The sequence below is a fragment of the Acinetobacter sp. 797_lipA genome (assembly GCF_058243025.1).
On sequence record NZ_JBZAYQ010000001.1, the window covers coordinates 955,656 to 981,376 of the forward strand.

At 41.9% G+C, this 25,721-nt stretch carries 27 protein-coding genes; 17 read left to right on the top strand and 10 right to left on the bottom strand.

Annotation, left to right across the window (positions count from 1 at the left end; genetic code table 11):
- Window positions 1-426: 426 nt before the first annotated feature.
- Both AC4CU2_RS04605 and AC4CU2_RS04610 read left to right on the top strand, forming a co-directional pair.
- Window positions 427-1,005, top strand: coding sequence for a TetR/AcrR family transcriptional regulator (locus AC4CU2_RS04605; RefSeq protein WP_183173005.1), 579 nt, complete (start codon window positions 427-429; stop codon window positions 1,003-1,005).
- Window positions 1,002-1,907, top strand: coding sequence for a DMT family transporter (locus tag AC4CU2_RS04610; RefSeq protein WP_490753207.1), 906 nt, complete (start codon window positions 1,002-1,004; stop codon window positions 1,905-1,907). Before AC4CU2_RS04605 ends, AC4CU2_RS04610 begins: the two co-directional genes overlap by 4 nt.
- Window positions 1,908-2,029: 122 nt before the next feature.
- Here the strand turns inward: AC4CU2_RS04610 and AC4CU2_RS04615 are convergent, their stop codons facing one another.
- A complete protein-coding gene (locus AC4CU2_RS04615; RefSeq protein WP_490768344.1) occupies window positions 2,030-3,178 on the bottom strand; it encodes an acetyltransferase domain-containing protein in 1,149 nt (382 codons plus the stop codon).
- Window positions 3,179-3,348: 170 nt separating this feature from the next.
- Between AC4CU2_RS04615 and AC4CU2_RS04620 the strand changes: the two genes are divergently transcribed.
- The 3 genes from AC4CU2_RS04620 (at window position 3,349) to AC4CU2_RS04630 (ending at window position 5,382) form a co-directional block, all read left to right on the top strand.
- A complete protein-coding gene (locus AC4CU2_RS04620) occupies window positions 3,349-3,981 on the top strand; it encodes a TetR/AcrR family transcriptional regulator (protein WP_010327252.1) in 633 nt (210 codons plus the stop codon).
- 3 nt (window positions 3,982-3,984) lie between these two features.
- Complete coding sequence (locus AC4CU2_RS04625) at window positions 3,985-4,962, top strand: zinc-binding dehydrogenase (RefSeq protein ID WP_490768345.1); 978 nt, start codon at window positions 3,985-3,987, stop codon at window positions 4,960-4,962.
- A gap of 66 nt (window positions 4,963-5,028) precedes the next feature.
- Window positions 5,029-5,382 carry a DUF1304 domain-containing protein gene (locus AC4CU2_RS04630; RefSeq protein ID WP_004695658.1) on the top strand — a complete coding sequence of 118 codons (354 nt, stop codon included), beginning with the start codon at window positions 5,029-5,031 and terminating at the stop codon, window positions 5,380-5,382.
- Between the two features lie 77 nt (window positions 5,383-5,459).
- Here AC4CU2_RS04630 and AC4CU2_RS04635 read toward each other — a convergent pair whose 3' ends face one another.
- The 3 genes from AC4CU2_RS04635 to AC4CU2_RS04645 all read right to left on the bottom strand — a co-directional run bounded on the left by AC4CU2_RS04635 (window position 5,460) and on the right by AC4CU2_RS04645 (window position 8,662).
- Entirely contained in the window at window positions 5,460-6,155 is a 696-nt protein-coding gene (locus tag AC4CU2_RS04635; protein ID WP_490768346.1) for a pirin family protein, read from the bottom strand.
- A 122-nt stretch (window positions 6,156-6,277) separates the two neighbouring features.
- The gene (locus AC4CU2_RS04640; protein ID WP_490753203.1) at window positions 6,278-7,339 is read right to left on the bottom strand and encodes a hypothetical protein; all 1,062 of its coding nucleotides are present in this window, start codon (window positions 7,337-7,339) and stop codon (window positions 6,278-6,280) included.
- A gap of 81 nt (window positions 7,340-7,420) precedes the next feature.
- Entirely contained in the window at window positions 7,421-8,662 is a 1,242-nt protein-coding gene (locus AC4CU2_RS04645; protein WP_242759422.1) for a L,D-transpeptidase family protein, read from the bottom strand.
- 202 nt (window positions 8,663-8,864) lie between these two features.
- Here AC4CU2_RS04645 and hemE point away from each other — a divergent pair, with 202 nt between their 5' ends.
- The 5 genes from hemE to AC4CU2_RS04670 all read left to right on the top strand — a co-directional run bounded on the left by hemE (window position 8,865) and on the right by AC4CU2_RS04670 (window position 14,911).
- Window positions 8,865-9,935: a uroporphyrinogen decarboxylase gene (gene hemE / locus AC4CU2_RS04650; protein ID WP_490768347.1), complete on the top strand. Its 1,071-nt coding sequence runs from the start codon at window positions 8,865-8,867 to the stop codon at window positions 9,933-9,935.
- Window positions 9,936-9,971: 36 nt separating this feature from the next.
- Window positions 9,972-10,769 carry a DUF817 family protein gene (locus AC4CU2_RS04655; protein ID WP_490769207.1) on the top strand — a complete coding sequence of 266 codons (798 nt, stop codon included), beginning with the start codon at window positions 9,972-9,974 and terminating at the stop codon, window positions 10,767-10,769.
- Between the two features lie 146 nt (window positions 10,770-10,915).
- Window positions 10,916-11,386 (top strand): DUF3015 family protein, encoded by a 471-nt coding sequence (locus AC4CU2_RS04660; RefSeq protein ID WP_004695672.1) that lies wholly within the window; start codon window positions 10,916-10,918, stop codon window positions 11,384-11,386.
- A 69-nt stretch (window positions 11,387-11,455) separates the two neighbouring features.
- Window positions 11,456-13,339 (top strand): Lnb N-terminal periplasmic domain-containing protein, encoded by a 1,884-nt coding sequence (locus tag AC4CU2_RS04665; RefSeq protein WP_490768348.1) that lies wholly within the window; start codon window positions 11,456-11,458, stop codon window positions 13,337-13,339.
- Window positions 13,340-13,534: 195 nt separating this feature from the next.
- The gene (locus AC4CU2_RS04670) at window positions 13,535-14,911 is read left to right on the top strand and encodes a diguanylate cyclase (RefSeq protein WP_348960448.1); all 1,377 of its coding nucleotides are present in this window, start codon (window positions 13,535-13,537) and stop codon (window positions 14,909-14,911) included.
- A gap of 56 nt (window positions 14,912-14,967) precedes the next feature.
- Here the strand turns inward: AC4CU2_RS04670 and AC4CU2_RS04675 are convergent, their stop codons facing one another.
- From AC4CU2_RS04675 to AC4CU2_RS04685, 3 genes are all read right to left on the bottom strand, one after another.
- Window positions 14,968-15,327 carry a cupin domain-containing protein gene (locus AC4CU2_RS04675; protein WP_490768349.1) on the bottom strand — a complete coding sequence of 120 codons (360 nt, stop codon included), beginning with the start codon at window positions 15,325-15,327 and terminating at the stop codon, window positions 14,968-14,970.
- A gap of 86 nt (window positions 15,328-15,413) precedes the next feature.
- A complete protein-coding gene (gene folE, locus AC4CU2_RS04680) occupies window positions 15,414-15,962 on the bottom strand; it encodes a GTP cyclohydrolase I FolE (RefSeq protein WP_171054237.1) in 549 nt (182 codons plus the stop codon).
- A gap of 93 nt (window positions 15,963-16,055) precedes the next feature.
- Window positions 16,056-16,742, bottom strand: a complete 687-nt coding sequence (locus tag AC4CU2_RS04685; RefSeq protein WP_004695682.1) for a Smr/MutS family protein — start codon at window positions 16,740-16,742, stop codon at window positions 16,056-16,058.
- Window positions 16,743-17,000: 258 nt separating this feature from the next.
- Between AC4CU2_RS04685 and AC4CU2_RS04690 the strand changes: the two genes are divergently transcribed.
- The gene (locus AC4CU2_RS04690; RefSeq protein ID WP_340874133.1) at window positions 17,001-17,174 is read left to right on the top strand and encodes a helix-turn-helix transcriptional regulator; all 174 of its coding nucleotides are present in this window, start codon (window positions 17,001-17,003) and stop codon (window positions 17,172-17,174) included.
- Between the two features lie 112 nt (window positions 17,175-17,286).
- Here the strand turns inward: AC4CU2_RS04690 and trpC are convergent, their stop codons facing one another.
- The 3 genes from trpC to AC4CU2_RS04705 are packed head-to-tail and all read right to left on the bottom strand — an operon-like array spanning window position 17,287 to window position 19,757.
- Complete coding sequence (gene trpC, locus AC4CU2_RS04695; protein WP_151836631.1) at window positions 17,287-18,093, bottom strand: indole-3-glycerol phosphate synthase TrpC; 807 nt, start codon at window positions 18,091-18,093, stop codon at window positions 17,287-17,289.
- A gap of 16 nt (window positions 18,094-18,109) precedes the next feature.
- Entirely contained in the window at window positions 18,110-19,156 is a 1,047-nt protein-coding gene (gene trpD, locus AC4CU2_RS04700; protein ID WP_005400478.1) for an anthranilate phosphoribosyltransferase, read from the bottom strand.
- 16 nt (window positions 19,157-19,172) lie between these two features.
- Entirely contained in the window at window positions 19,173-19,757 is a 585-nt protein-coding gene (locus tag AC4CU2_RS04705; protein ID WP_490768350.1) for an anthranilate synthase component II, read from the bottom strand.
- A gap of 842 nt (window positions 19,758-20,599) precedes the next feature.
- On the opposite strand from AC4CU2_RS04705, the gene glnA reads away from it, so the two are divergent.
- The 6 genes from glnA to AC4CU2_RS04735 all read left to right on the top strand — a co-directional run bounded on the left by glnA (window position 20,600) and on the right by AC4CU2_RS04735 (window position 25,720).
- Window positions 20,600-22,015, top strand: coding sequence for a type I glutamate--ammonia ligase (gene glnA / locus AC4CU2_RS04710; protein WP_005400480.1), 1,416 nt, complete (start codon window positions 20,600-20,602; stop codon window positions 22,013-22,015).
- 89 nt (window positions 22,016-22,104) lie between these two features.
- Complete coding sequence (locus AC4CU2_RS04715) at window positions 22,105-22,380, top strand: hypothetical protein (protein WP_078388621.1); 276 nt, start codon at window positions 22,105-22,107, stop codon at window positions 22,378-22,380.
- 87 nt (window positions 22,381-22,467) lie between these two features.
- Window positions 22,468-22,953 carry a chorismate--pyruvate lyase family protein gene (locus tag AC4CU2_RS04720; RefSeq protein ID WP_279691771.1) on the top strand — a complete coding sequence of 162 codons (486 nt, stop codon included), beginning with the start codon at window positions 22,468-22,470 and terminating at the stop codon, window positions 22,951-22,953.
- Window positions 22,950-23,831 (top strand): 4-hydroxybenzoate octaprenyltransferase, encoded by an 882-nt coding sequence (gene ubiA, locus AC4CU2_RS04725; RefSeq protein ID WP_279691769.1) that lies wholly within the window; start codon window positions 22,950-22,952, stop codon window positions 23,829-23,831. Before AC4CU2_RS04720 ends, ubiA begins: the two co-directional genes overlap by 4 nt.
- A 107-nt stretch (window positions 23,832-23,938) precedes the next feature.
- Window positions 23,939-25,390, top strand: coding sequence for an alpha/beta hydrolase (locus AC4CU2_RS04730; RefSeq protein ID WP_279691767.1), 1,452 nt, complete (start codon window positions 23,939-23,941; stop codon window positions 25,388-25,390).
- A gap of 99 nt (window positions 25,391-25,489) precedes the next feature.
- Entirely contained in the window at window positions 25,490-25,720 is a 231-nt protein-coding gene (locus tag AC4CU2_RS04735; RefSeq protein ID WP_126037432.1) for a hypothetical protein, read from the top strand.
- Window position 25,721: the final 1 nt, after the last annotated feature.

Genomic DNA, 25,721 nt, shown 5'->3' on the forward strand with positions numbered 1-25,721 from the left:
CTTTTTTTATTTAAGGTATTGAAGTCTTCTTTTATAGTATTCAGCTATAGCTTGAGTTGTCCAACTCGATCCTTTTTAGATTCACTATTCGTTTCAGACAAGCAGTTATAGAGACTGCGCTGTTGCACTGCGTAGCAGTCATTTCTGTAGATCAGGTTTTTAATTTCATCTGTGTGGTTTTTAACATCCTTCTTTCGGCCTATCTAGCAACTCATTACATATAAGTTGGAACAACATATGCCGTGTAAAAGCATAGAGCAATTGTTCTGGTTCGCTTTCTATTAACTGTCATTGCGATGGGGCTATTGAAGGGTATTCTCCCGCATTTGATTTATCTGATATTTCCTTCATTAAATAAGCAAAGGTGGCTTGCATATTTTTACAGATTCTATAAATTAGGTAGATCGGTCTACTTAGTTGAGTGTGATGAATACGAAAACCGCGAAACAGAAAATTTTAGATGCAGCCGCGATTTTGTTTTATAACGACGGCATTACCAGTACAGGGATTAATAGCATTACCGATAAGGCCAAAGTTGCCAAAATGTCCTTATATAATAATTTCCCGACCAAGGCTGACTTGATCACCTCTTATATAGAAGCACGGCATCAAGAGTGGTTAGATTTGTATGCGCTTCGAAACCAACAAGCCCATACCCCTATTGATAAAATTGTCGCGGTTTTTGAAGCCTATCAAGACCATGCTGAGTTTGCCTATGAAAAAGGTTTTCGGGGTTGCGGTTTGTTGAATGCTGCTGCTGAGTTCCCAGCGCACAGCGCCGAGCGCTTGGCTGTAAAACGGCATAAGGATGAAATTGAAAACATTATCTCTACACAGCTTGCCCTTATCATTTCGGACGCAGACAAGGTCAAACAAATGGCTTTGTTGTTGTCTTTTGTTTTAGAGGGATCGATTTCGCGAGCAGGCTTGGAAAGCTCGAGTGAAAAAGTACAAGCTGCAACGGTGATGGTGAAAATACTTTTAGCACAGGAAATCAGTACGTGAATCAGTCTGTTTCTGCGGTACCGAATTATGGTTTTATCGCGGTGCTGTTCGCTGCTTTTCTATGGGGAACGACGGGCACAGTCGCATCTTTTGCACCTAATTTGAGTCCTTTGGCTGTTGGCGCTGCCGCCATGGGCGGTGGTGGACTGTTACAGGCACTTTTGGCACGAAAAAGTATTATCTACCATCTGGCACATATCAAAGCCAATGCGGTGATGCTCGGTGTAGGCGTAATTGCGGTTTTTATTTATCCTTTGGCCTTTTATTCATCGATGCACTATGCAGGCATCACTATTGGTACGGTCGTGTCGATTGGTACGGCGCCTTTATTTACCGCACTTTTAGAAAGGGTGTTTGACCGAAAAGCACTTTCGATGACATGGTTGATGAGTTTCGTATTGGGCGTGACGGGCGTTGCGCTACTTTCTCTCGGAGAATCACATGCTGTGGCAACCACGGAGCATTTGTCCCAAAACCGACCAATGTTGGGTATTGCTTTAGGGGCGGTTGCTGGATTGACCTATGCTTTATATTCTTGGGCGGCAAAACGGATGATTGACCAAGGCATGGATGCAAAAGCGTCTATGGGGCTCATCTTCGGACTTGGTTCTTTATTATTACTTCCGACTTTATGGATAACAGGTTCAAACTTGTTTGAAGAAAACATCAACCTTTATGTCGTGGGTTATATGATGTTGATCCCTATGTTTTTGGGCTATGTTTTATTTGGATATGGCTTAAAAACTGTGCCTGCCAGTAAAGCCATTACCTTGACCTTGTTTGAACCTTTGGTTGCTGCTGTTTTTGCAATCCTGTTGGTGGGAGAACAACTTACACCAATCGGTTGGATTGGGATGGTTTTAATTTCAATCTGCTTAGCATTACTCACCAAAGCAAAGTAAATTTTTTGCTTCAGACATTCGTTGGCGCATAAAACATATTTGCCGGGTGTCGGGAAATTTGATGCCTAGTTGGACTAAGCATCAATCTTATTTCAGTGAAATTGGCTATACACCTTAAATCTTTATAGGTATTTAAGAATGCGAATGTGTTTGTTTTTATGTTTAAAGGCTGAAAATTTCAACATCAAGGGATAGAGAGCTACAGTTAAAATAATCGAAATGAGCCATAAGGTGGAGACATGATCGACGCCAAAGTATTCGCCATGGGTCGTGCCAAACAGTGCGACTGCAATGAGATAGAGGGCTTTCAGCACATATAAGTGTACGATATAGAAAAACATCGGCACGGAACCAAAGATAATCAAGGGTTTGACCCAAGGTTTACTTTCAACCCTTTGAAGTAACACTAACAGAACTAAGCCTAGCCCGACATTCCACAAAATAAACAGCAGCGATGGCGGATACTTGGTCAAGTTCAAAAAACTCATAACGGTTTCAGTGCTGGTCGGCATGATTGACCATGCTTGGTCACCATAGAGATTGATCATTCTTAAAACGATAAATAAGCTGATACTGGCAAGCCCGAAGCCTAACAAGATTTGATTTCTTTTTGCGACATCATGTGTGCTGTTAAATATGGTATGACCGATGCAATAGCCGAGGGTAATCACGCCAATCCAAGGCAGTACTGGGTAGGAGGTTCTAAAGCGAATCAGATCTCCAAATTCGAACCAACCACGTTCATGCAAAATAAACCACAGATTTTGCAGGATAGGTATTTGTGAAAATGACACTTGATCCAGCGCATTATGTCCAAAAATAATGCTGAGACTGATCACCCAGAGCCATTTTTGTGATAGCCCAATCAAGCCTGCTAAAACCACCATACTCAGACCAATGGCCCAAATTACTTGTAAATAGATGACATCGGGCGGGAACTGTCCAGTCCAAGCGAAGTTGATAATGATCAGTTCGAGAAAAATTAGAAATAGACCGCGCTTGAGTAAAAATTCACGGGTCATTTGAACGCTGTTGTTTTTTGCTTGGTAAAGATAAGCCGATAAGCCTGTTAAAACCACAAAAACAGGGGCACATAAGTGAGCCAAGATTCGGCTAAAGAAAAGGGATTCTTCGGTTTCTGGAATCAGCATCGGGTCGGGGACTTGCTGGTGGAGATAAAAAGTTTCTCTAACATGATCGACCATCATAATCAGAATAACCAATCCTCTGAGGGCGTCAATTGCTTGTAAACGTTGTGAAGGTGTAGACATAAGATGAATTAAAAAACTAATGTTATGGTATAATGTAACATCTATTTCAATCATTTATATCTAAAATTTAATCAGTAAAATTTATATGCAATCCAATGGTTCGAGATGAAGTATCGAAAAGATGCATTATTTTATAGACGACTGGTCTATTATTAATTTATAGTGTGGATATGAAACGATCAGATAAAAGTGAAGCAACACGACTACACATTTTAAATAGCAGTTTTCAACTGGTGTTACATAAAGGTTTTGTCGGAGTGGGCTTACAGGAAATTCTAAAGAATTGTGATGTACCAAAAGGTTCATTCTATTATTACTTTGCTTCGAAAGAGGCTTTCGGCTGTGCGCTACTTCAGCAGTATCTGGCCGATTATAAAGTCAAAATCGATCAGCTGATACAGCAAGAACAGCGAAGCGCCTATGCAAGCCTCGTGGCACTTTGGCAAGCATGGATTGATAACCCATCACATATTGAAAGTGATGTTGAACATCATAGCGATGGGGGATGGGCGGAGAATTGTTTGATCGTCAAATTGGCAGCAGAAGTCTCAGATTTGTCTGAAGATATGCGTCAGATTTTGAACTTCGGGGTGCGTAAGTTAACAGAACGTATTTCGGGTCTAATCCAAGCAGGGCAGCAAGACGGTTCAATTCCAGCGCATATTGACGCTGAAAAAATGGCACAGACGATGTATCAACTGTGGTTGGGGGCAGCTTTATTGGCAAGACTGGCCCGAAATAAGCAGCCCCTTTACCTCGCTTTGGAAACTACCCAACAACTATTACAGCCGATAAAGGAATAGCAAATGCAAAGTATTATTCATCACCATTTTGGTGAACCTGTTGACGTCTTGGAAGCTGCAGATATGCCGCAACCTGAACCGAAAGCTGGTGAAGTACGTATTAAAATGATTCTATCGCCAATGCATAACCATGACGTGTGGACAGTGCGTGGTAGTTATGGTTATAAACCCACACTGCCTGCAATTGGTGGCAGTGAAGCTGTGGGTGTGATTGATGCGCTTGGTGAGGGTGTACAAGGCGTATCGATAGGGCAGCGTGTAGCAGTTGCTGCAGTTCATGGCAGTTGGGCTGAGTATTTTATTGCGCCAGCGCATGGCATAGTGCCTTTAACTGATGCGATTGATGACGAAACGGCAGCGCAGTTGATTGGGATGCCGATCAGTGCACTGATGCTCTTAGATTTTATCGACTTACCAGCAGATTCGTGGTTGATTCAGAACACCGCCAATGGTGCAGTGGGTAAAACCGTGGCAATGATTGCAAAAGCGCGTGGTCAAAAGGTGATTCATTTGGTTCGCCGTACTGAGGCTGTAGCTGAAATGCAGGCCTTAGGCATTCAAAATGTGGTGGCAACAGACCAAGCCGATTGGACAGAACAAGTCAAAGCGATTCATGCAGATCAGCCATTGATTGTGGGTGTAGACTCCATTGGTGGTCAGGCCAGTGGTGAAATGTTGGCTTTGCTGAGTGAAAATAGTCTATTGGTTTCATTTGGTAGCATGACGGGTGAGACCATGCAGATTTCTTCGGGAGATCTGATTTTTAAACAAGCCACAGTCAAAGGTTTTTGGGCAAGTGTGGTGAATAAGCAATTGTCTGCTGAACGTAAAAAGATGTTAATTGTGGAGTTATTGACGCTTGCTGCACAGAAAAAATTACTCCTGCCTGTTGAAGGTGTCTTCAATTTTGCACAAATTAAAGATGCTGCACTGAAAGCGACGCAAGGCGCACGTCAGGGTAAAGTACTTTTGAAACCCTAAGAGTTTCGACCTAGATCAGCTGTGAAGCTGATCTAGCATCATTCATCAAAAATAAGGATAAAGCGTATGATGGGACAAATTTTGATTGCTTTAATTGCACTGTTGCATGTGTATATTTTAGTTTTAGAGATGTTTTTATGGGATAAGCCCTATGGTTTAAAAGCCTTTGGCAATACGCCTGAAAAAGCACAGCTGACCAAAGTCATGGCGCAAAATCAGGGTTTATACAATGGTTTCTTGGCTGCAGGTCTATTTTGGGCGCTATGTGCACCTGAAACTTATGCACTGCCACTGGCCAATTTCTTTTTAGGCTGCGTTTTGGTTGCTGGCATTTATGGTGGTCTGACCGCCAGTAAGAAAATTATCTACATTCAAGCTTTACCTGCTGCTGTGGCATTACTTGCGGTGAATGTTCTCTAAACCAAATGAAACAACTGATTGAGTTCTGCATTAAAAAAGCCAACGTCTAGACGTTGGCTTTTATTGTGGGTGATGACTTATTTGACTTCAGGCAAATCAAACCAAATCACTTGTGCATCTTCCAAGGCTTTAACGGCACTTGCTTCTAAGAACGCAATTGCGTCACCTGCATGAAGAGTATGTTCTGCAACTTGGATTGAACCTGAAATCACATGCACGTAGTTAATATGCTGTGTAGCTTTAACTTCTAGCATTTGATCTTTTTCAATCACAGCCGTTTTGACTTCGGCATCTTGACGAATATGCATTGCAGCATTGTCATTTGGACCACAAATCACATGCCATTGATTTGGTTGCTCATACGGATCAAGACGAATCTGCTGATAGGTTGGCGCTGCATCTATTTGATTTGGGGTAATCCAAATTTGTAGCAAATGTACTGGCTCATCACCCTGATTCATTTCACTGTGCTGTACACCCGTACCTGCACTCATCAGTTGCCATTCACCTGCAGAAATACCACCATGGTTGCCCATGCTGTCTTTATGGGTGATGGTGCCTTTGAGTACACAGGTTAAGATTTCCATATTGTCATGGGGGTGTTGCCCAAAACCTTGATGGTCCGCGATCACGTCGTCATTGATGACACGTAAGGCACTCACGCCCATATATTTAGGGTTATACCAACTGCCAAAAGAAAAGCTGTGTTTAGACTCTAGCCAGCCGATATTGACATGACCACGGTCTTGACTGCGATGAATGAAAGCATCCATTTTGAACTCCAATCTTATTTTTAATCTATGGAGGAATTTTAGCGTTTTATATTTATCGCTAAAACAGTGAATTTGCAATGTTGCGTTTCAATATTGAAATGATTAAACGCAACATTGCAGTCTTAGTCTAAATCACAATACCGCACACGGAAATCTTTCCAGACGTAGTTTTTGCTTTGAGCATATTCAGCTAAAAATTGTTGATGCAACTTCGGCTGCTGTTGCATCCAGTCATTGCCCCATTTCACACCAAGCGGAGCCGCTTTGTCTTTAAAAACAAAATAGTCATCGAGGCAAGTACTGCTTTCAACGGAGAGCGGTACATCTTGATCATCGAGATAATTTTCATAGTTAATCGAGTTGGGTGGATTCTTCAAGAATACTTTGTCACTGGCGGTGAGTAGAGTTTTCTGTTCAAAGTGCTTAAGCGTACCTTGTCTGTACTCATAATGGGTTTCAAGGTTATAAGGATGCACGGTTTGGTAGTCGCCCGGGGACTTGGTGCTGTATTCAAGTGTTGCATTATTATAATCTGATGAGTTCTCATCCCATTTGGGGCCAAAACTCATCCCATCTTCAATGGCTGGAGCCACAAATTGCACGCGGTGGAGCTGTTTGCCATTCGTGTCGATTTCAATAATTTCATAGCTGTATCGGTAGTGATTGTTGGCATAGATGGAGTTCATGGCCGCACTGGCTTTTAACTCTGTAGGAGTATAGGCATAGCGAGTACGAAAAATCAGGGCGAGATGCTTCGCGACGGGCATAATCGAAAACAGCTCATGATCTTTGACTATATTGTCGAGTTGAGGCTGTAGGGTGATTTTTTCTCGATTTTCAGCATAAGCCTCGCCTATTGAAAAAACTGCGGATTGGGGCTGGTTTAAATAAAGCAGTTTAGGCTTTTGCTCTGTTCGAATCACGTAATAGTGAATCGGAGATTTGCCTGCGATGACATAATAGCGTGCATTCAAAAGTGGATCTCTGAGGCTATCTTGCTCTGGAATGTATTGCGGATGACGGATTTTTTCATGATCATCCAGACTGTCGAATGGATTGTCAGATTCCACCACATAAGCAGAAGCATCCACGCTGGTCACTATTTCTTCATCTAATTCGGCAAAGCTATAAGTTGAGAAAGATAGTAAGCAGGCCACGGGCAGTATTATTTTTAAAGCATTCATCGTCATTTTTATATTGTTGTAATTGAAAAAAGGTGCTCTCAAGAGAACACCTTTTATAGCGTAAATGCCTTAGAAAGCCAATTATTCTAAGAATTTAACCGTTACACCTGACTTCACTTTTTTGCCAAGATCATTGGCATCCCAGTTGGTCAAACGGATACAACCGTGTGATGCTGTTTTAGAAATAGCAGAAGGGTTTGGCGTACCGTGGATACCAAATGATTTTTTGCTTAAACCAATCCAGATATTCCCTACAGGACCGTTTGGACCCGGTGGTAGAGAAAGTGGTTTTAAGTTTTTGCCCTGTACAAAGTTACTTGGCGAGTAGCTATACCATGGATTTGGTGCAACACCAGTGACTTTATAGGTACCCGCTGGCGATGGAGTGTCCGAGCTACCAATGGTTGCAGGGAAAGAACCAATCATTTGGTTGCGGCTGTTAAATAAATACAGCTGTTTTGCACCTTTGTGCGCAACGATCAAATGAATGTCTTCTGGCACTTCATTGCGGATATTGGCCACAATAATTTTTTCGCCCGCTTTTTTGAAGGTCGCTTTTGGATTTAACTTCTGCAAGAAGTCTTCATCCATATGGAACTTTTCACCTAACATTTCAGTCACACGGGTGTAATACAAACCTTTCATTTTGGCTTGTAGTGCATAATCGCGTGGAATTGATGCAGCATAAGGACCTTTTAGGTCTGCTTCGGTAATGGTGTATTCAATAAATGCAGGCTTAGAACCTTGGCTTGCCAGTAAGGCATCCCAAGTTTCTTTGGTTAAGGTGCCTGTTGCTTTTAAACCGCTCATTTGCTGGAACGAGGCAATGGCTTTGAGGGTATTTTTACCGCTCATGCCATCAATTGCACCCGGAGACGCATGTGCATTATTCAGCATCACGTGAGCACGTGCATAGACAGGGAATTGGCCTTTACCAATATTGTCAAACCATTCTGCACTGTTTAGACCATTTAATGTCCACGATGCTTTTGCTGCAGCAGGATTGGTCGTCGTGGTGGTCGGTGCAGGGGTGGTTTTGCTTGGTGCAGCACCAACGTCAGCGGTTTTATCTTCAGATTGTTCAAGTTGATCTAAAGTTTGCGAAGCTTGGTTTAAGTCTGCTTGTTCTTTTGCTGTAATTTGGCTATTTGCAACCGCAGTAGAAGCTGAAGCGACATCTGTTGCTAAAGGATCAATAGGATCTTGAACTGAAGTACCAATGATCTTTTTGGGCGTCAAAGGTTGTTCAGTAGTAGATGCAGCAAACGCTGTACCAGCAAGAATGCAACTTAAACTCATCGCGAGTATTGTGCGAACGAACATGTAATTCAACCTTAAGAATTATTCATTTACAAAGTAAAAACTAGTCAAGTATTACAGAAAAAAGATGGAGATGCAGTATTTGTTTTGTGTAAATATTCGTTTGCATCTTTGTCCTGATCGAATTTTAGTGTTATGAGAAGTTATTAAAAATTCGACCTTTTTGTTATGATGGTGAGCAAATTTAATTGAGATGGGAAAGTAAATGACGACGCTTAAAAATGATCGTTTTCTACGTGCTTTATTACGTGAACCTGTAGATACCACACCCGTCTGGATGATGCGTCAAGCAGGGCGTTATTTACCTGAATATCGTGCAACCCGTGCACAAGCGGGTGATTTCCTTTCGCTGTGTAAAAATAACGAATTTGCGTGTGAAGTAACTTTACAGCCTTTACGTCGTTATGAGCTCGACGCTGCCATTTTATTTTCAGATATTTTAACTGTACCCGATGCTTTGGGTTTAGGGCTTTATTTTGAAGCTGGGGAAGGGCCTAAATTTCATAAAACGGTTCGTACTGAACAAGATGTGGCGAATTTACCTCAGTTTAATGCTGCATCTGATCTCGACTATGTGATGAATGCAGTCAAGACGATCCGTTCAGCGCTTGGCGGCCAAGTGCCATTAATTGGTTTTTCAGGCAGTCCTTGGACGCTAGCAACTTATATGGTTGAAGGTGGTTCGAGCAAAGATTTCCGTTTCACCAAACAAATTATGTATGCGCAACCTGAAGTTTTACATGCGCTGCTCGATCGTTTGGCTGATGCGGTGATTGACTATCTAAATGCGCAAATTGATGCAGGTGCTCAAGCCGTACAAATTTTTGACAGCTGGGGCGGGGCATTGGCACACCGTGAATATTTAGAATTTTCTTTAAAATACATGCAAAAAATTGTTGCAGGTTTAAAACGTGAAAATGAAGGACGTAAAGTGCCTGTGATCTTATTCACCAAAGGTGGCGGTCAGTGGCTAGAGCCGATGGTGGCAACAGGAGCTGATGCTTTTGGTTTAGATTGGACGACGCCATTAAATGTAGCTCGTCAAACGGTGGCTGGCCGTGCGGCACTGCAAGGCAACTTAGACCCTGCAACATTATATGGTTCGCATGACACCATCGTGAAAGCCACTAAAGCCATGTTGGATGACGCTTATGCAGGCGGTGAGAAAACAGGTTATGTTGCAAACTTAGGTCACGGCATTACTCAGTGGGTTGACCCTGAAAACCCGAAAGCCTTTATTGATACTGTGCATGAATACAGTGCCAAATATCTTTAAGTTTCACAGCTTCAATTCAATTAGGGTTCATGCGTGATCACGATTTTAAAATCATGTTTTGAGTTCTCATCTAAGGCAGCTTCGGCTGCCTTATTTGGGATATTACTGTTATTGGCTTTTGCCTTCACAGCCAGTATGGGGAATCATGAATATTTCGGTTTTTTCCGTTATGACTATCTATTGTTTTATGCCGTGCTGATTCAAGTTTGTCTGCTCTATTTAAAACTTGAGTCTTGGGCAGAAGCCAAAGTGATTGCGCTATTTCACGTGATGGCAATGGTGATGGAAATCTTTTTGACCCATCCGCAAATTGCATCTTGGCAGTATCCGCATCCCGCCGTGTTTAAAATTCTTACTGTACCGTTGTTTGCAGGTTTTATGTATTCGGCTGTGGGCAGTTTTTTTGCGCGCTCATTGCGTCTCTATCACGTTTCTTTTGAGCACTTGCCTCGTTTCTCCTCCATGCTGACATTGGCGGTGTTGTCTTATATCAACTTTATGTCCAAATTTTTTGTTCCCGATGTTCGTTATCTTTTGTTTGCGTGGAGCATAGTGCTGTTTTGGAAAACCAAGATTGGCTTTGAATTGCAGCAGCATCGTTTTCAACTGCCGATGTTACCCGTACTTTTACTGTTGGCCTTTATTATTTGGATTGCGGAAAATATCAGTACGTTTTACCAAATCTGGCTGTACCCAAGTCAAGTCGATGCATGGCATATGGTCGGTTGGGGTAAGTTGGGTTCTTGGTATTTATTGCTACTGCTCAGTCTGGTGTTGGTGTTAAAGATTTTAGGGAAACGAGACTTACGTGGCAGTTGGTCCTTATACCGCTAAAGTACGTTTTTAAATATTCACTTCACTTTAGTATAAATTGTTTTGCGTTATGCGCTTGTTACCGCTATCTTACAAGGGTGTAGCTCAAAATACACACAATAGGAACAATAAAAATACTCGGAGATAATCGAGTCTGGAGAAACCTTATGTTGAAAAAAATAGCATTGGCTGCGGTTTTGGCTGTTGGTTCTACCGCTACATTTGCAGATAATGACGTCGGTTGTGGTATTGGTTCACAAATTTGGGCTGGCCAGTCTGGTAAAGTCGCTAAAATTTTAGCGGGTACAACCAATGGTCTTTTCGCTAACCAACTTTTCGGTATTACCTTTGGTACTTTAGGTTGTAGCGGTACAGGTACAGTGACTGCTCAGGCAGTAACATTTACCAACGAAAATGCGGAAGCATTGGCGCGTGATATGGCAGTCGGTGAGGGCGAAAGTCTAAATGTACTGGCTGAATTACTGAACATCCAGTCTGAAGATAAAGCACGTTTCTTTGAAGTGTCTAAACAAAACTTCGCAAAAATCTATTCAGCTGAAAACCAAGATGCGCTTCAAGTATTAGCATCTTTACAAGCAGTCATGGCAACGGATAGCGTATTAAAAGCATACGTTTAATTGCACCATAAAACCCTGCCATTCAGGCAGGGTTTTTCATATCTAAAAAAGAAGAATAGCTAACACTGCATGAAATCTGTTGTCCTCCTCTTTAGTGTGCTATTCAGCACCAGCATCTTTGCTCAAGCACCTAGCTCAGCAGAGTTTTATATTGAAAAAGCACAGCAACTGAAGCTAGCCTCAAATGTGACTTGGCAACGTTTGATGTATGCCAATGCTTCAGGACAAAGTGAAGTCACCTACCGTCCATTTTTTTATAGCGAACACGGACAAACTCAGCTCAAACAAGAGCTTGATGCCAATATTGCTGCACTTTTTACCCCAGCCGAAGTCAATCAATCGATTCAGTGTCGCTTTCCGGCACGTTCAAAATGGCTTATAGGACAACTGAATATTGCATCAAACCAACTGCCTAAAGCCTCATGTCCTGAGCTGGATGAGTGGCTTGGGCAAATTAAGCCGTATAAGGCGACTTTAATTTACGCCACGGACTTTATGGGCAATCCCAGTTCGATGTTTGGGCATACACTGTTAAGGCTTGATCCTAAAGACCAAAAACAGCTGAACTTAGTCTCTTATGCCGTGAATTACGCAGCGACAGTGGCCAATAGCGACAGCTTTTCTTTTGCATGGAAGGGCTTAACCGGGCAGTACCCAGGTGAGTACTCACTCATGCCATACTATCGAAAAGTGAAAGAATATGGTGATTTGGAAAGCCGCGATTTGTGGGAGTACGAGTTAGCCCTGACGCCAGAAGAAACCAAAACCATGGTTGAGCATATTTGGGAACTCAAGCATGTGCAATTTCCTTACTATTTTATCAGTGATAACTGTGCCTATCGTTTACTGGGTTTAATTGATTTGGTGCGGCCAGAGGTCAACCTACAAAAACAATTTAAAACCGCTGCGATTCCTGTTGAGACTATTAAGGCGGTCGATGAAAACCATCTAATTGCAGAAAGTGTTTACCGTCCAGCTTTAGAAACTCAGTTGTTGGCGCAAGCCAAACAACATGGTCAAGCTTTGGCAGCGGCTGCGCATCAGGTTGCGCAACTTGAACCTGCTCAAATGCAAGACTATTTGAATCGCTATGCCTTGGTGGATCAGGCACGTATTTTAGAAATGGCCTATGACCATGTGTATTTACAGTTAATTGCACAAAAGATTGCGGCAGAAGACGCCCAACCGCGTATTCGACAACTGCTGGGTTTGCGGAGTCAGATTGACTTGGAAAAGCAACGTCAAGTGGTCGAAGCGCCAAAAGTAGATCCAGTAAAAGGCCACCATGCGCGAACCGTTCAGCTTGAAGCAGGTGAGATACAAGGTGACACTTATTTCCGACTGAGCCATCGTCAGGCCTATCATGACTTGATTGACCCACAAGGCGGCTTTCGTTTGGGTACACAGCTTAAATTTCTAGATGGTAGCCTCGAATATCGCGATGATCGACTAAAACTGCAAGAACTAAATGTGCTGGAGGTCAATGCCTACAGTCCACTGACTGCCTTTAAAACACCATTAAGCTGGGGGTTTAACATGGGTTGGCAACAAGAGGCACTAGATCGAGATGGTGCATTTAGTGAACAGGATCAACACGGTATATTCAATCTATCCAGTCAGTTTGGCTATAGTGCGGCAGATCAAGAGCGTCAACATTTATGCTATGCACAATTGCAAAATCATGTTCAAGCAGGTAAAGCTTTAGACCGAGGTTGGCGCGTGGGACTTGGGCCAACGGTAGGCTGCCAGAACATCTGGAGCGAACATATCAATAGTTTGGTACAGGTCGAGCTGCCATATTGGGAAGATAGCCATCAATGGCAAGTCAGACTGAATACACAGTTGCAATATTTATTCAATCAGCAAAATGCGTTGAGGCTTCATTGGCAGTATCAACAGCAAAAAGGCAAAGATTGGGATCAGATGGGTTTGAGTTATCTCCATTTCTTTTAGTTCGATCCTCTTTTCAAAGCTCCATTAATGGGGCTTTTTTTATGAAAGTCATTGCTGTTAAAACAACCAAACGTGAGCCTTACTTTTTATAAAGTGCTGAAAATGAAAGCTGATGGTGAAAATAAGTATTGAAATTTGTTATATTAATCACATAAATGTCTAGTAAGTCTCAAAAATATATAATAGGTAAGTTTTATGAATGATGAATGCATGGCTAAATTGGCCGAGCAATGGGGGAAAATTTGCCAACATTATTCAGTGAATGATCACGTTAAAGCGCAAAATTTTATTCAGCAGCATTCGTCTGTATTGGTTAATGAATTTTATAGCAATATTGTCTTGGAGCCTGAGGCTGCAGATTTTTTTAAAGATGACATCATTCAACAACGTTTAAAAAACAGTTTAAACCAATGGCTCATTGAAAGTTTCGACGTGGCTGTGAATGAAGCTTATTATGCAGCAGTTGAAAAACAACAAAAAGTTGGGCAGGTACATGCGCGGGTGGGCATTCCTTCTTGGTTGATCATGCGCGGTATTCGTGAGATTGAAAACAAAATTTTGGAACTCTTGGCTGGACTTCCGCTAGAAAATAACCACCACATGCTAAGTTATATGCTGCAAATTATGGGTTTTGCGACAGAAATTATGTGCAGATCCTATGAAGCCAATACTGAGCGGAGCCATGAAGTTAAGCATAGCTATCGTTTATTTTCTGCAATGCAAGATGTCGCAGTACAAAAAGATAAGCAGCGCAGCATTTTGCTCGACTGGGAAAATGAGTTGATGTTCAAAGTCTTCTCCGAGCATCCGCAGTTGCAACACATTGCTTTGTCTAAGTCGGAATTTGGTCTATGGTTTGTGCATAAAGCAGCGTATGCCTTTACGGGTGCAGAGCAGGTGGAGACCATTATCAGGCTGATTCAACAGGTCGATACCCTCAATTTTGACGTGCTCGACTGTCAGGATCAGGCCCAGAAAGTAAAACGCATTCAAGAAATTCGTGAGGTAAACCGACAGATTCAGCATTTGGTCGATCAACTGTTTCAAGTGACTGAATATATAGACTCAGGTAATGACTCTCTGACTCAGTTGTTAAACCGTCGTTATTTAAGTACGATTGTGTCGCGTGAAATTAATTTTGCCCGTAAAAATGATGCTGCACTTAGTCTATTGGCAATCGACGCGGATTATTTCAAACGTATCAACGATAAATATGGGCATACCGCAGGGGATTTGGCACTGCGTTTTATTGCTGAAGTCTTGTTAGATGTAGCCAAGGGCAGTGACTATGCCTTCCGTGTCGGTGGCGAAGAGTTCTTATTGCTGTTGGTCGACAGTGATCTCACGCGTGCTTTACAAATCGCTGAAACGATTCGCATGCGGATACAAGAAACCCCAATTCGTACTGCTCATGGGCAAAGTTTTAGTTTTACCGTCAGTATTGGTTGTACGGTTTATAATGGTCATCCTGACTATCAACGCTTTTTAGACACTGCCGATTCGGCACTCTATGCCGCCAAAAATAAAGGGCGGAACTGTATTCATGTGACTGAAAAAGTCCTGAGTGTTTAAATCTCAGACTTAAACACGAGCTGTTCTAAGACGTTTCAAATCGGTTGTTGAGGTACTTATACCTCAACAATCACATAGTATTTTTTAACAGCTTCAACCACTTCAAATGTACCGATAAAACTCGGTGGAATAATTCCTGCCTGACCTGTTTTGACTTCAATGAAGTTTTGAGTGTGGGCATCATGAATACGGATGCAGCCTTCCATCACTTGAAAAAATTCCTGTTTATTGTCGGCAAATTGAATATTCCATGAGCCAACTTCACAGTGCCAAATCCCGCATCCCATATGTGGATGTTCATACAGGCTAAAGGTCTGGCGCTGCGGGTTACCTTGAATTAAACGGTCAGGACGTGGAAAATCAATAGTGTGTTCGCCTTGGGTCAAACCATGACCTGCTAACCAAATTGCTGACATTGCGTATTCCTCTAAACAAAAAATAAATCGTTCAATGATATATGCATAAAAAAAGCCCCAACAGAGGTTGAGGCTTCATGTTTCAATTAATAGCTTTCAGGGACGGCACTTAAAAACTCACGACGCTCTTCTTTATTGGTTTTAAAGTCACCAATAAAGGAAACGGTACGAGTAGTCGATTCTTGCTTGCCGACGCCGCGCATCATCATGCACATATGTGCCGAATCAATCATGACTGCCACACCGCGTGCACCTGTCACTTCTGCAACCGCTTCTGCAATCTGCTGGGTGAGGTTTTCTTGAATCTGTAGACGACGTGCAAACATTTCGGTGATGCGTGCAAATTTAGAAAGTCCAAGGACATTGCCTTCAGGTAAATACGCAATATGTACGCGACCATAGAAAGGTAATAAATGGTGTTCACAGAGTGAATAAAATTCGATATTTTTAACCAGTACCATTTCACGGTTGTCCGATGGGAACACCGCATTATTGGTCACTTCTTCTAAGCTTTTGCTATAACCAGACGTTAAATACGAAAAAGCTTTAGCAGCACGCATAGGCGTATCGAGGAGACCTGGACGGGTTAGGTCTTCACCAACGGCAGTTAAGATGTTAGCGTAGGATTGCTGCATAGACATAAGACGTGTTCACTTACACTGATATTGAACAAGGACGGCATTGTAGCAGAAAACTATTCCAATGCCTTATTTTGGACAAAAATCCGATTACTGTTTAAACTTTGGGTTCTTTTCAGCACGTTTTAGCAACACTAAAACTGCACCTGTGCCACCTTGCTTCTCTGGTGCACTCACAAAAGCCAGCACATCGCGGTGTTGACGCAGCCAACCATTCACATAGGTTTTTAAAATGGCTTCCGGACCTTTGCCGTGTACAATTTTAATGACATTTTGATTTTCATCTTTGGCCATTTGAATGACTTGTAAAACTGCGACACGGGCTTCTTCAACGGTGCAACCATGCAAGTCGACTGCTTCAAACCAACGGATGTTACCCGCTTTTAAATCTTCAAATACTTTGTGTTGTAGTGTAGCAATGCGATAACTGAGTGCGGCTTGGCTCGCTACTGGGTTGAGCATTGCTTGAGTATCGGATAGCTCAGTTGCATCGGTATGCATTGGGCCTTCAGCCGCTGCACGTTTTGCTAAAGTTTGTGCATCGATTTTTTTCTTTGGATTTTTTTCTATTTTGGCAATGTTCGCGGTCTCCATCTTTTGGACACCTTGCATTTGTTTTTGAAACAACGCGAAATCATCTTCTGGCTCGGGTGGAGCAACTTGAGCTTGGGCCTCAGACTGCTTGATGGCAGTCGAATGCGGATTGGTGATTTGCTTTTTAAAGTCTTTCAGTAAATTAAACTGTTCTTTAGAAAGCGATGAATCGTGTTTGCTCATAGTGTCAGAAAAATACGCAAAATAAGAAATTAGGCGATAATTATAGTCTGATTTTCCCTATATTTGAACTGAATTGCATTATGCATAGAGGATTGTATAAACTGAAAGCAGTGTTGAAGCTTTGATCGGCAGTTCTGGGCTTGAGTCCTTATATAGCTGAATACTTAATTTATTATCACACCTAAAAACATAGGAAATGAGGTTTTACAGATGTTTCCATGTGCTAGTGTTTTTAGAATTTAGCTATAGAAACGTGAAATCCAAATTTTACAAAAATTAAGCCGTGGCTGTACTGATGCTGAAATATCGGAGTCGATCTTTTTGTCCATCAATACGGTGAAATGGCATTTGCGTAAAATCTATAACAAATTGCAGGTCCGTTCTCGAATGGAAGCAGTGAATGAAGTCAAGAAGCAGGGTTTCATTGAGTAATTTAAAATTGAATTTTTTATGTGTTGCTGTTTAACGAGATCTTCAACAGCTTTTTGAAAATGCAAATCATAAAATATTCAGGGCAAGAGCATGCCTTACCCTGAATATGCCATTAAAATGATTTAGGTGTTCCAAACAGCTCTGTAAAGGCGTGGTCTGGACGCGGCTGTTTCATAAAACTTTCACCGACCAAGAAAGCATGAATGTCGTGCTCTTGCATCATCGCCACATCTGCAGGAGTCGCAATTCCACTTTCAGTCACCAGTAGACGAGATGGTTCAAGCAGTTTTTTCAAACGAATCGAGGTGTTTAAGTCCACATCAAAGGTTTTTAAGTTGCGGTTATTGACACCCAATACGCAACGTTCAGATAGACGCAAAGCACGTTCAAGTTCTGCTTCATCATGTACTTCAACCAAGACATCTAAATTCTGTTCAAAAGCCGTTTTAGACATTTCTTCGAGTTGTTGATTGGACAAGCATGCCACAATCAGAAGAATACAGTCCGCATGTAAAGCACGTGCTTCAATCACCCCATAAGGATCAATCAGAAAGTCTTTGCGTAATGCAGGTAGTGCACAGTGAGAACGTGCAATTTGAATATTCTCATCGGCACCTTGGAAAAAATCGACATCGGTTAAAACCGATAAACATGCAGCACCCGCGGCTTCATATTGCTGTGCGATTTCAGCAGGATCAAAGTTTTCACGAATGATGCCTTTAGATGGTGATGCTTTCTTAATTTCAGCGATCACACCCGGTTGTTTGCTCAGTAAAGACTTTGCAAAACCACGTACAGGAGTTGCCTCAAGGGCCCATTCTTCAACATCTTTATAGCTACGTTGTTTGAGGCGTGCAGCAAACTCTTCCTGCTTGCGATCCACAATTTTGCCTAAAATCGTATTTGCGATATCTACCATGACAAAATCCTGTCTATCAAGCGTCGTATTGTTTAAGGGTTTTGCTGAATTCAGCAAGGATGCTCATCTTTTCTAAGGCTTGTCCGCCGTAGATGATGTCATGTGCTAAAGCCACGCCTTGTTTATAGCTGGTACAAAGTCCAGAGACATATAAACCGGCACCTGCATTTAAAGCAATCATGTTTGCTGCTTTTTCGCCTTTATCGGATTTGTTTTTACCTAAGGCATCTTTAATTAGGCTTAAACTTTCAGCAGAATCTTGAATGATTAAACCAGTTAAAGTTTGCGATTCGATCCCAACATCTTCAGGTTGAATTTCCCACTCGGTGACTTCGCCATTTTTAAGTTCAGCCACATAAGTGCTTGATGCAAGGCTAATTTCATCTAAACCATCTTTAGAATGAACCACCATGACATGTTCTGCGCCCAGTTGTTTCATCACTTCTGCAATAGGACGGCACAATTCAGTCGAAAACACCCCAATCACTAGACGTTTTACTCCAGCCGGATTCGTAAGCGGGCCAAGTAAATTAAAAATACTGCGAATGCCTAATTCACGACGTGGGCCAACCGCATACTTCATCGCTTTGTGATGATTCGGGGCAAACAAGAAACCGACACCCATTTCGCGAATACAGCGTTCAGTTTGTTGCATGTTTAAGTCAAGTTGGATGCCTGCTTGTTCTAACAGGTCCGAGGAACCCGATTTGGTTGAAACACCACGGTTACCATGTTTAGCAATGGTTGCACCTGCCGCAGCAATCACAAAAGCAGACGCAGTCGAGACGTTAAATAAGTTCTGACCGTCACCACCTGTACCGACGATATCGACTAAATAAGGCACATCACTGACATCAATTTTGATGGCAAACTCGCGCATGACACGAGCCGCTGCGGTAATTTCATCAATACTTTCGCCTTTTAAGCGAAGACCCATCATCAGTGCACCAATTTGGGCATCTGTTGCTTCACCATTCATGATGGTGCGCATGACGTCTTCCATTTGCGGCTGCGTCAACTCAATATTTTTAGTGATGTTATTTAAAGCTTGTTGCATATTCATTTTTCACTGCACTCATTTATGCGTAAATTTCTAAAAAGTTCTTAAAGATTTGATGGCCATGCTGACTCAAGATTGATTCAGGGTGAAATTGCACGCCTTCAACGGCAAGCGTCTTATGCTTTACACCCATGATTTCTTCAATTGAGCCATCGGCTTCATTGGTCCAGCAGGTCACCTCTAAGCATTCAGGCAAGCTTTCTTGATCAATCACCAGTGAGTGATAACGCGTTGCTGAAAACGGGGAAGGGAGGTTGCTAAAAATGCCTTTATTCGAGTGGTGCATGTCAGACAGACGCCCATGCATCACTTTTTTGGCACGAATGATTTCGCCACCAAAAGCCTGACCAATGGCCTGATGTCCTAAGCACACCCCTAATAATGGAATTTTTCCAGCAAAATGCTGAATGGCTGGAATAGAAATTCCTGCTTCCAAAGGTGAGCATGGACCAGGGCCAATCACAAGATACTTAGGTTGCCATCGCTCAATATCTTCCAATGTCACGGCATCATTACGTACTACTTTTACTTCTTGGTTTAACTCGCCAAAATACTGCACGATGTTGTATGTAAAAGAGTCATAGTTGTCGATCATTAAAAGCATGAGCTTAACCTATTGAAATTTATGCACATAAATGTGCTTGAAGAGTCCTATGGTATTCGTGCGATTACATTATAAAGCTATAAGTAAATTATTTTTCTCATTCAATGACTTGAATGGAGGCACAAAACCGAAATTATCATAGCAAAAAATACTCAGCTAGGGCGTGACATTTTTTCGCAGGTCTAAAAATTACAATGGGTTTTGTTACTAATGGATATAGAGTTTATGAATATCTCAGATTCAAATCCTAACGAGAAACCACGTAGATTATGTGTAAATGTCATGAAGTATGCACATTCAATGAATATAAAAAGAATATCTCCTAATGCTGTGAGCCAAAAACTCCCAAAATATCACCAAAACAGAGCATCTTTATTTACTTAGTCACATCTGAGATTTCGGCTTTATATCTGTTTGAATGGCGAGGTTTTGGATTTTTATAAAATTGAATATAAACAGTTGCTTATGCTGTTTATATTTGGTTTTAGGTATATCGCCCGCCGTGATATAAGGTATTGAGGTCAAATCATGGCGAAAATAGCAGCTTTAACAGTGCTCTAATTTATAAAAAATGAGTGGAAATTGCACAGTGAAATTTAAAAATGCACCATTATGAGCCACACTCAAAATCTTTTAGATTAAATGTGAAGAAGCATGCTTGAATATGGTGCATTTACTTTTTAGCTCAGTATAATAGAGCCAAAGCAAACAGCTTAAAACTGTTATTCTGATAATGAATTCAATATTTTAGCTAAGCTTTTTAAAGTTGGTACGGTAATTGCTTTAGAACAACCAACTACTAACACGCACTAAAGAGTGCAACAAAAATTCATCGGAGCAAAATGAGCATGGCGAACAAGGTCCTACAACTCATCCAAGAAAGTGGCGCAAAATGGGTCGATTTCCGTTTTACGGATACTAAGGGTAAAGAACAACACGTAACTTACCCAGCAGATACTATCGACGAAGATACTTTTGAAGACGGTAAAATGTTTGATGGTTCTTCTATCGCTGGTTGGAAAGGCATTGAAGCATCTGACATGATCTTACGCCCAGATGCTGCAACTGGTTTTATCGACCCGTTCTTCGCTGAGCCGACAGTAGTTGTTACTTGTGACGTTATTGAGCCATCAACAGGTCAAGGTTATGACCGTGACCCGCGTTCGATTGCTCGCCGTGCTGAAGAATACCTAAAATCGACAGGTATTGGTGATACTGCATTCTTTGGTCCAGAACCAGAATTCTTCGTATTTGACGAAGTAAAATGGGAAATTGATATGTCTGGCGCGCGCCATACATTGATTGCTGAAGAAGCTGCTTGGTCAACAAACAAAGACTACGAAGGCGGAAACTCTGGTCACCGTCCACGTGTTAAAGGTGGTTACTTCCCAGTTCCTCCAGTTGATTCTTCACATGATATGCGTGCTGATATGTGTGCGCGTATTGAAGACATCATGGGCCCAGGTCGTGTAGAAGTACACCACCACGAAGTTGCATCTTGCCAATTAGAAATTGGTGTAAGCTTCAACACAATGGTTCGTAAAGCAGACGAAGTACAACAGTTTAAATATGCTGTTTGGAACGTTGCGCACCAATATGCAAAAACTGCGACTTTCATGCCTAAGCCAATGGTTGGTGATAACGGTTCTGGTATGCACGTTCACATGTCAATCTCTAAAGATGGCAAGAACTTGTTTGCTGGTGATGAATACGCTGGTTTGTCAGAAATGGCGCTTTACTTCATTGGTGGTGTAATCAAACACGCTCGTGCATTGAACGCAATTACGAACCCTTCTACAAACTCGTACAAGCGTTTAGTTCCACACTTCGAAGCACCGATTATGTTGGCTTACTCAGCACGTAACCGTTCTGCTTCTATCCGTATTCCTTACGTTTCTAGCCCGAAAGGCAAGCGTATCGAAGCTCGTTTCCCAGATCCAATGATGAACCCGTACTTAGGTTTCGCTGCATTGTTAATGGCGGGTCTTGACGGTATCCAAAACAAGATTCACCCAGGTGAAGCAGCTGATAAAAACTTATACGACCTTCCTCCTGAAGAAGAAGCGAAAATCCCTACAGTTGCGCACAGCCTAGATATGGCGCTTGAAGCGCTTCAAGCGGATCACGAGTTCCTTCTTAAAGGTGGTGTATTCACTAAAGAAATGCTTGATGCATATATCGAACTTAAAACTGAAGAAGTGCGTCGTTTGAACACGACAACTCACCCAGTTGAATTTGATATGTACTACAGCTTGTAATTCTGAACTGAATTTCGCTGCAAAAAACCCGCGCTAGCCGCGGGTTTTTTTGTATCATCTGTTTAACTTGAAAAAAATTGATGAGAGCAATGGCACAGCGTAAGAAGCACACCAGTTTTTATCCTTGGATTGACCCTAAAGATCACGACAAAGGTTTTAAGCTAAATTTTTCGATGGTGATTTATATCGAAGTTGGTCGCACCCCTGAAGGCTACAAGCAGGCAGAATTTGTTGCATTGAAAAGCCCTGAGTTAGCACTGGATTATGATTATCCTCAAAGTTTTTACTTGAGTGCTGAAGGTTTTATTTTGGTGAAAACTCCGCAAGGTAAATTTGAAACCATTGCAAAAACAGATAATTGCTAAAGATTGACCTCATAATTGAATCAATGACATTCTTCATAACTCAAAAAGCGTTTAAGCGCACAGTAAATCAATGGTACAGGTAGGCTTATGCAGCAGATTCCAGCTGAACTGAAAACATGGTTATATGCTTCAGGTTCACTTACTCAGCAACTAACGTATTTGGCTGATGGAGCGTTTAGGGTTCAACCGACCAAAGAGCATTTTCAGCGTCTTCAGTTTATCGATGCAAAATGGATGGGCATGCCGTTTCAGCATACGTCATGGGTCCGAGAAAGTTTTTTATATGGCAGTGATGCAGAGCCTTGGGTCAAAGCCAAAAGCATTTTCCCGATCTTAAGTTTGCAAGGCCGCGCACGGCTTTTTAAACATATTGGTAAAAAACCGATTGGTTGGTTCTTGTTTCAGCGCACCAATCCAGCATGTGAACGTCGTGTGATTTGGCTAGAAGATGGTTGGACCAGACAGAGCTGTTATACTTGGCACGGCTGCAAGTTTATTGTTCAAGAAACTTTTTTAGCGAGTTTTGAGCAATTTTTGCAAAAGCAGAATTCAGCATCTGAAGGACAGTCATGACAACTGCGCATCAAATTACTTGGCGTGAACGTTTAGAAGCCTATTATTATTTATGTCGTTTTGATAAGCCTGTTGGCACAGAATTGGTGTTCTGGCCTACCATGTGGGCACTATGGATTGCAGCAGAGGGCATACCGCCAATTGGTATTCTGATTCCGATGGTACTTGGCACGATATTTATGCGTGCGGCTGGGTGTGCAATTAATGATTTTGCTGATCGTAAAGTCGATGCACATGTAGAGCGTACGAAAACGCGGCCTTTAGCAACAGGGGTTATCACGGCCAAAGAAGCCATTTATGTGTTTCTAGCTTTAGTCTTTGCTAGTGCTTGTATGTTGTTATTTCTACCGATTGAAACATTCTATTGTGCTTTAGGTGGGCTTTTTCTCGCATTTATATATCCTTTCATGAAGCGCTATACCCATTTGCCTCAGCTTGTTCTAGGCATGGCTTTTTCGTGGGGAATTCCGATGTCATTTACGGCCATGGGTAAACCATTAGATTTAACCTGTTGGTTGCTGTATTTTGGCAATCTGGCTTGGACTGTAGCGTACGATACTCAATATGCGATTACTGACCGTGAGTATGATTTAAAAATTGGGGTGAAGTCGACAGCCATTTTGTTTGGTCGTTTTGATATTCAAATCATTGCACTTTTACAGGCGATGAGTGTCGTTTTGATCGGTGCGGCGCTTTACCTTGAAAATTTATTGATGCCATTGGGTTTAATCGCATTGCTGGTAGTCGTGGCTGATTTTATTTATCAATGGTCAAAAACCAAAGACAGAGATCCACAGCGTTGTTTTTGGGCATTCCGTCACAATCGTTGGGTGGGATTCATTATTTTTACTGGAATCTTTTTAGAATTAATTATTTAAAGTGATTGTTTGGTTGAAAAGCGTCCTACGCAGGGCGCTTTTTTTATGTCTTAATAAAACGGCATGTAGATTCATGCTTAAAAAAACAACGAATAAAAGGATATTTTATGAAACGCTCGAAAATAGCATTAGCCCTTACAGTTGCCGTTTCAATGCTGTCTTTAACTGCTTGTAATGACGATGATTATTCGCCCGCTTCAAACCAACAGCCCACTTATCTGTCGGAAGGAAATTATTCTTTAGATACAGTCGAGTATAGTTCATCGATTAAAGTCATGACTTATAACATGACGAATGTGCAGGGGAAGACAGCGACTGCAACGGCAATGGTTTTATTTCCACAGGTAGCTCGACCTAAAGATGGTTATCGTGTTGTGGTGTGGGAGCATGGAACTGTCGGAGGCGGAGATGATTGTGCACCAAGTAAAAATATGATTCATCCACGCTTTAAAATTTTAGCGAATACATTATTGGCTGCAGGCTATGTCATTGTTGCTCCAGATTATGAAGGCCTAGGTACATCAGGTGTACATCCTTATTTGAATTTATCTAATGCTGCGAAGTCAGCGCTTTCTGCTGTACAAGCAGCAAAAGATCATTATGGTAAGCAGTTGAATGGTGCGTGGATGTCTGTGGGACAATCTCAAGGGGGGCATGCCTCATTAGCGACCGCAGAATACGCAAATACAGATACAACCTATAAAGGTGCTGTGGCAGGTGCACCAGCTTCGAGTTTAGGACAAATTATTCAAATTTATCTCGATCCACAATATAATCTTGACGTAAATGGTCAACCTAAAGCAAATGGTTTGAATATTTTAGATGACAAATTGCAACAAGTCCGTATTGCAATGGCAAATGGCCTACCAGCGGCACAAGGCCAAGCATTGATTGCGCAAATTGCGGATGGTTATGCTGAACTCTTGGCTTATGCGGCACTCACAAGCTCGGGTATTAAAGCGTATCAGCCTGATTATGATTTAAAAAATATCTTTACCCCTGGCGCTGCTGAAATTGCAGAAAGTGCTTATGGACGTACAGGCGATGATGGTGCATGTTTAGGTTATCCAGCACCGAATAGTGCAAATGGCTTACAAGAACAATTTAAAGCGGGTGTTGTAGAGTTCTTGGCAGATCCGACACACTGGACTTCACAGTATGGTGTTGATTTAAATAAAATTAAAACAGATCCAGTGGTTCAGAAATTTTTGGCGGATAATCAACCAGCAACCAATGCCACTGCTGCGAAAGTCATTAAAACCCCTATATTTATTATTCAAGGTGCCAATGATCAAGCGGTACTGCCTGTAGTAACGCAAGCGTTATATGTAAATATGAAAGCAAAAGCGACCACATATTTCCCGCAAAATGCATATGCTGATGGTTATAAATTAACGATTGTACCGAATGCGACGCATACGCAGGCAATCATATGTCAAAATAAGGAGGCTGTAGACTTTATTCAGACCCATATGGCTGCGGGTACGGGTATTGTACTAACTGATGCACAAAAAGATGCTAGCACCAATGAAAATTGTACAGGTATAGCGCCGACATAAAATTAATCATTTAAGCTGAAGACAGAGCCTCATGATTGAGGCTCTTTTTTTGTTATAGTATTGGCCCATCAAAATCTAGAGATTGGAAATAGGCTGGCTATGACGAAATCAACTCAAAAACTAACGCCAAAAGTGATGTTTTTGGCGAGTCTTGGTATTGTGATTCCATTGCTTATTTTAGGGATTGCTTTTTTAGCGGTAAAAAGCGATGCAAAAAACCAAGCGGAATATCAGCGTATTAAGGAAGAACAACAGCAGCGTATTCAAGCAAAGTTGGCTGCCGAAAAGCAATTCACACAGCAGGAAGCGAGCAGCGCAGTCTCAAAGTAAT

What these genes read in the sequence shown, in the direction of transcription:
- AC4CU2_RS04665 (WP_490768348.1), top strand. Translation starts at nt 11,456, where the DNA reads ATGAAATCTGTTGTCCTCCTCTTTAGTGTGCTATTCAGCACCAGCATC.
- AC4CU2_RS04630 (WP_004695658.1), top strand. Translation starts at nt 5,029, where the DNA reads ATGATGGGACAAATTTTGATTGCTTTAATTGCACTGTTGCATGTGTAT.
- AC4CU2_RS04615 (WP_490768344.1), bottom strand. Translation starts at nt 3,178, where the DNA reads ATGTCTACACCTTCACAACGTTTACAAGCAATTGACGCCCTCAGAGGA.
- AC4CU2_RS04605 (WP_183173005.1), top strand. Translation starts at nt 427, where the DNA reads ATGAATACGAAAACCGCGAAACAGAAAATTTTAGATGCAGCCGCGATT.
- AC4CU2_RS04685 (WP_004695682.1), bottom strand. Translation starts at nt 16,742, where the DNA reads ATGAGCAAACACGATTCATCGCTTTCTAAAGAACAGTTTAATTTACTG.
- AC4CU2_RS04730 (WP_279691767.1), top strand. Translation starts at nt 23,939, where the DNA reads ATGAAACGCTCGAAAATAGCATTAGCCCTTACAGTTGCCGTTTCAATG.
- AC4CU2_RS04670 (WP_348960448.1), top strand. Translation starts at nt 13,535, where the DNA reads ATGAATGATGAATGCATGGCTAAATTGGCCGAGCAATGGGGGAAAATT.
- ubiA (WP_279691769.1), top strand. Translation starts at nt 22,950, where the DNA reads ATGACAACTGCGCATCAAATTACTTGGCGTGAACGTTTAGAAGCCTAT.
- AC4CU2_RS04620 (WP_010327252.1), top strand. Translation starts at nt 3,349, where the DNA reads ATGAAACGATCAGATAAAAGTGAAGCAACACGACTACACATTTTAAAT.
- AC4CU2_RS04645 (WP_242759422.1), bottom strand. Translation starts at nt 8,662, where the DNA reads ATGTTCGTTCGCACAATACTCGCGATGAGTTTAAGTTGCATTCTTGCT.
- AC4CU2_RS04720 (WP_279691771.1), top strand. Translation starts at nt 22,468, where the DNA reads ATGCAGCAGATTCCAGCTGAACTGAAAACATGGTTATATGCTTCAGGT.
- AC4CU2_RS04640 (WP_490753203.1), bottom strand. Translation starts at nt 7,339, where the DNA reads ATGAATGCTTTAAAAATAATACTGCCCGTGGCCTGCTTACTATCTTTC.
- AC4CU2_RS04675 (WP_490768349.1), bottom strand. Translation starts at nt 15,327, where the DNA reads ATGTCAGCAATTTGGTTAGCAGGTCATGGTTTGACCCAAGGCGAACAC.
- trpD (WP_005400478.1), bottom strand. Translation starts at nt 19,156, where the DNA reads ATGAATATGCAACAAGCTTTAAATAACATCACTAAAAATATTGAGTTG.
- hemE (WP_490768347.1), top strand. Translation starts at nt 8,865, where the DNA reads ATGACGACGCTTAAAAATGATCGTTTTCTACGTGCTTTATTACGTGAA.
- AC4CU2_RS04625 (WP_490768345.1), top strand. Translation starts at nt 3,985, where the DNA reads ATGCAAAGTATTATTCATCACCATTTTGGTGAACCTGTTGACGTCTTG.
- AC4CU2_RS04705 (WP_490768350.1), bottom strand. Translation starts at nt 19,757, where the DNA reads ATGCTTTTAATGATCGACAACTATGACTCTTTTACATACAACATCGTG.
- folE (WP_171054237.1), bottom strand. Translation starts at nt 15,962, where the DNA reads ATGCAGCAATCCTACGCTAACATCTTAACTGCCGTTGGTGAAGACCTA.
- trpC (WP_151836631.1), bottom strand. Translation starts at nt 18,093, where the DNA reads ATGGTAGATATCGCAAATACGATTTTAGGCAAAATTGTGGATCGCAAG.
- AC4CU2_RS04735 (WP_126037432.1), top strand. Translation starts at nt 25,490, where the DNA reads ATGACGAAATCAACTCAAAAACTAACGCCAAAAGTGATGTTTTTGGCG.
- glnA (WP_005400480.1), top strand. Translation starts at nt 20,600, where the DNA reads ATGAGCATGGCGAACAAGGTCCTACAACTCATCCAAGAAAGTGGCGCA.
- AC4CU2_RS04715 (WP_078388621.1), top strand. Translation starts at nt 22,105, where the DNA reads ATGGCACAGCGTAAGAAGCACACCAGTTTTTATCCTTGGATTGACCCT.
- AC4CU2_RS04635 (WP_490768346.1), bottom strand. Translation starts at nt 6,155, where the DNA reads ATGGATGCTTTCATTCATCGCAGTCAAGACCGTGGTCATGTCAATATC.
- AC4CU2_RS04660 (WP_004695672.1), top strand. Translation starts at nt 10,916, where the DNA reads ATGTTGAAAAAAATAGCATTGGCTGCGGTTTTGGCTGTTGGTTCTACC.